We start from the raw sequence: 4,181 nt of genomic DNA, 5'->3' as shown, positions 1-4,181 counted from the left end.
GATCAGAACCACGCCCATGGTGCGGTCGAACCAGTGGCCCATGCGGGCAAAACCGGCACGCACACGCTGTTGGCTGAACAGCCGCGCCACCAGGCAAAACCACACCGCCGTCGCCGCAGCAAGGTAAACCCCGTAACCGGCCTGCACCGCCAGCGGCGTGTGCGGGTTGATCACCACGGTGAACAACGACAGGAAGAACAGCGTGGCTTTCGGGTTAAGGCCGTTAGTCACAAAACCGGAGGTGAAAGCGCCGCGGGCGGTGCGTTTTCCGGCTTCCTTGTGCAGATTGTCAGCCACCGCCTTGGCCGGTTGCGCGCGCAGAGCCTTGTAGCCGATGTACAACAGATACGCGGCGGCGGCCCATTTCAGCGCGTTGAACAGCACAATCGACTGGGACACGATCAAACCGATACCCAGCAGCGAATAGCCGACGTGGAGGAAAATCGCTGTTCCGACACCCAGCGCTGTCCAAGTGCCGGCGCGCCGACCATGGGTCACGCTTTCACGTACCACCACGGCAAAGTCCGGGCCGGGACTGGCCACGGCGAGCAGGTGAATCAGGGCAACGGTCAAGAACTCGGTCCAGTACATTGGGGCTCCTTTTGGGGTAGATCGGTCGAAATGAAAAGTCCAGGCTGACAACACCACCTGTAGCAGCTGGCGAAGCCTGCGTCCGGCTGCGCAGTAGTCGTAAACCCTGAGCATGCGAACTTTCTGTAAGAGCGCGGTGCCTGATTTCACGACCGCTGCGCAGCCGGACGCAGGCTTCGCCAGCTGCTACAGGGATGTCGGTGCTTCATCGCATAGCGCGTCAACTCAGCCACTTTGGTGCAATGGGTAACCATTTGTGTCATCTGGTAGGCTCGGCAGATTACGCTTTCAGTTCAATGCACAAAAGGTACAGTTGATGACGAACTCTCGCCGCGCCGTTTTCCTCGATCACCCATCCCTTGACCTCGGCGACCTCGACCTCAGCCCGCTGCGTGATTGCTTTGACGACTTGCAACTGTTCGCACAGACCGCGCCGGATCAAGTAATCGAACGCCTCAAAGGCGCCACGGTGGCCATCAGCAACAAGATTCTGATCGATGCCGCCACCATCGCCGCCAGCCCTGATCTCAAGCTGATCCTGATCACCGCCACCGGCACCAACAACGTCGATCTGGCCGCTGCCCGCGCCCATGGCGTTACCGTTTGCAACTGCCAGGGTTACGGCACACCGTCGGTGGCGCAACACACGATCATGCTGCTGCTCAACCTGGCGACGCGCCTGGCCGACTATCAAAAAGCCGTGGGTGAAGGTCGCTGGCAGCAAGCAAAACAGTTCTGCTTGCTGGACTACCCGATCGTCGAGCTGGAAGGCAAAATCCTGGGCTTGCTCGGCCACGGTGAACTGGGTGGAGCGGTGGCACGGCTGGCCGAAGCGTTCGGCATGCGCGTGCTGCTGGGGCAGATTCCAGGTCGCCCTGCCCGGCCGGATCGTTTGCCGCTGGAAGAACTGTTGCCGCAGATCGATGCACTTACCCTGCACTGCCCGCTCAACGAACACACTCGCCACTTCATTGGCGCCCGTGAACTGGCTTCGATGAAACCCGGCGCCTTCGTGGTCAATACCGCTCGCGGTGGCTTGATCGATGAACAGGCGCTKGCCGATGCCTTGCGCAACGGTCATCTGGGCGGCGCGGCCACCGACGTGCTGAGCGTCGAGCCACCAACTGCAGGCAATCCCTTGCTCGCTGCTGACATCCCGCGCTTGATTGTCACCCCGCACAACGCCTGGGGCAGTCGCGAGGCGCGGCAGCGGATCGTAGGGCAGCTGACCGAAAACACGCAGGCTTTCTTCAACGGTACAGCGCTGCGGGTCGTCAGTTGATAAACTGCCGCACTTTTTTTCAAGGAGCAGAGTATGGATCCGCGCAGTGAAGTACTGCTTCGTCAGCCCGATTTATTCCAGGGTTCGGTGTTGTTGGCCGGTTTGCCCGCCGATGATCTGCTGGGCCGACTGCCCGATGCCCACGGTTGGTGCTGGCACGCCGGCGATCAAGCGGCACTCGATGCGCGTTTCGCCGAGCGCAGCCATTTTGGCGTGAACGCGCCCGAACGTGAGTTCGAGACGGCGGTGGTGTTTCTGCCCAAGTCCAAGGACCTGACCGATTACATCCTCAACGCCCTCGCCTCGCGCCTGGCTGGTCGCGAGTTGTACCTGGTAGGCGAAAAACGCAGCGGCATCGAAGGGGCAGCCAAACAGCTGAACCCTTTCGGCAAGCCGCGCAAGCTCGACAGCGCGCGGCATTGCCAGCTCTGGCTGGTCACTGTGGCCAACGCGCCAGAAGCCAAGTCGCTGGAAAGCCTGGCGCAGACCTACGAGTTGCCGTTGGCTGAAGGTCCACTGAAAGTCATCAGCTTGCCGGGCGTGTTCAGTCATGGTCGGCTGGATCGCGGCAGCGCGCTGTTGCTGGAGCATCTGGACAAGTTGCCGAGTGGCCACTTGCTGGACTTCGGTTGCGGCGCCGGCGTGTTGGGCGCCGCGGTGAAACGTCGTTATCCGCACAATCAGGTGACGTTGCTCGACGTCGATGCGTTTGCTGCCGCCAGCAGTCGGCTGACTCTGGCCGCCAATGGTCTGGAAGCCGACGTGATTACCGGTGATGGAATTGACGCGGCACCGATGGGTTTGAGTGCGATTCTGAGCAACCCGCCGTTCCATGTCGGCGTCCATACCGATTACTTCGCCACCGAGAACTTGCTTCGAAAAGCGGCCAAACATCTGAAAAACGGCGGGGAATTGCGCTTGGTTGCCAACAGTTTCCTGAAATATCAACCTCTGATCGAAGAGCACCTCGGCGTGTGTGCAATCAAGGCTGAGGGACAGGGTTTCCGAATCTATCGGGCCAAACGCGGCTGATAAATAAGTGCTTGCCTAACGGATTTTGCCTAGGCAGAATCCGCTCCGTCCTAGGGGAGTAGTCTCCCACGAGCGCCATGCTCGTCCGGCATACGTCAACATACTTGGTCCTCAGACCATGGCGTATGCGACCCAAGCGTCCGCATCAGACGGATCGCAGGGTTTGACAAGACCTATGACACGAACACCTTACCCGGGGCGGGGAGGCTGTACGTGTCATAGCCGTGTCGACCCGCCCCTTAGGAAAAACCCTGATGATGCTGGATTCATTTCTCGTTCCTACCGCAATCGTTGCCTTGGCCGAAATCGGCGACAAGACGCAACTGCTCGCACTCATTCTCGCTGCCCGCTTCCGCAAGCCGTGGCCAATCATCGCAGGCATCGTTGCCGCCACCCTGGCCAACCACGCCGCTGCGGGTGCGGTCGGTGCCTGGTTCGGCAGTTTCTTCTCGAATGCGACACTGCACTGGATCCTGGCCGCCTGCTTCACGGCGACGGCGTTGTGGACCCTGGTCCCGGACAAGATGGACGACGACGTCAGCACCGCTCGCAAGTTCGGGCCATTCCTGACCACACTGATTGCATTCTTCCTCGCGGAAATGGGTGACAAGACCCAGGTCGCTACCGTGATGCTGGCGGCGCAATACCCTGATTTGTGGCTGGTCATTCTCGGCACCACCGTCGGCATGTTGATTGCCAACGTGCCAGTGGTGCTGGCGGGTAACTTTGCAGCGGACAAACTGCCACTGACCCTGATCCGTCGACTGGCGGCGTCGGCGTTTCTCATTTTGGCGATTGTTGCGGTGTACAAGGCGATGCAGAGCAGTGGATGGGTTTGATTTCGTAAGGCTGTAGGCCTCGTTATCGTTCTTCGTCGGAACGCCACCCGGAGTCGGCTCGCTCCCACAGTTGAAATGCAGTCCCCTGTGGGAGCGAGCCTGCTCGCGATGAGGCTCTCACTGACGATGTCAAAACCTCAGGATTTACGCGAGTTCTCGTACAACGGCATCACCTTGGGAATCGCCGCCTGCAACGCGGCAATACGGCTGGCCGACGCCGGGTGAGTACTCATGAACTCCGGCGGAGAGCCTTCCGAGACCTTGCTCATCTTGTTCCACAAAGTGATCGATGCATTGGGGTTGTAACCGGCGCGGGCGGCCAGTTCGAGACCAATCAGGTCCGCCTCGTTTTCATTGGCGCGGCTGTTGGGCAGGGTCATGCCGTAGTTCGCAACGGTATCCGCCAGGGCCATGCTGGTCTGGCCCAATCCTAACAA

The 4,181-nt window shown here is 60.2% G+C and carries 5 protein-coding genes and 1 riboswitch; of the genes, 3 read left to right on the top strand and 2 right to left on the bottom strand.

The window, feature by feature from the left end; all coding sequences use genetic code 11:
- Positions 1 to 591 (bottom strand): LysE family translocator (locus AC1DRJ_RS20350; RefSeq protein WP_477803728.1); only part of this gene is annotated, 591 nt, incomplete at its 3' end.
- Positions 592 to 907: 316 nt separating this feature from the next.
- Between AC1DRJ_RS20350 and AC1DRJ_RS20345 the strand changes: the two genes are divergently transcribed.
- From AC1DRJ_RS20345 to AC1DRJ_RS20335, 3 genes are all read left to right on the top strand, one after another.
- Positions 908 to 1,873, top strand: a complete 966-nt coding sequence (locus AC1DRJ_RS20345; protein ID WP_477803727.1) for a 2-hydroxyacid dehydrogenase — start codon at positions 908 to 910, stop codon at positions 1,871 to 1,873.
- Between the two features lie 33 nt (positions 1,874 to 1,906).
- The gene (locus AC1DRJ_RS20340; protein ID WP_477803726.1) at positions 1,907 to 2,905 is read left to right on the top strand and encodes a methyltransferase; all 999 of its coding nucleotides are present in this window, start codon (positions 1,907 to 1,909) and stop codon (positions 2,903 to 2,905) included.
- Positions 2,906 to 2,945: 40 nt separating this feature from the next.
- A riboswitch (yybP-ykoY riboswitch) is annotated at positions 2,946 to 3,070 on the top strand.
- Positions 3,071 to 3,162: 92 nt separating this feature from the next.
- Positions 3,163 to 3,744, top strand: a complete 582-nt coding sequence (locus AC1DRJ_RS20335; RefSeq protein WP_477803729.1) for a TMEM165/GDT1 family protein — start codon at positions 3,163 to 3,165, stop codon at positions 3,742 to 3,744.
- Between the two features lie 137 nt (positions 3,745 to 3,881).
- On the opposite strand, the gene AC1DRJ_RS20330 is transcribed toward AC1DRJ_RS20335, so the two are convergent.
- A partial coding sequence (locus AC1DRJ_RS20330) for a M48 family metalloprotease (protein ID WP_477803725.1) occupies positions 3,882 to 4,181 on the bottom strand: 300 nt, incomplete at its 5' end.

Source organism: Pseudomonas sp. P5_B2 (assembly GCF_056400445.1).
Note: the sequence above shows the minus strand (reverse complement) of the source record. Positions and strands in the feature narration are given on the sequence as shown.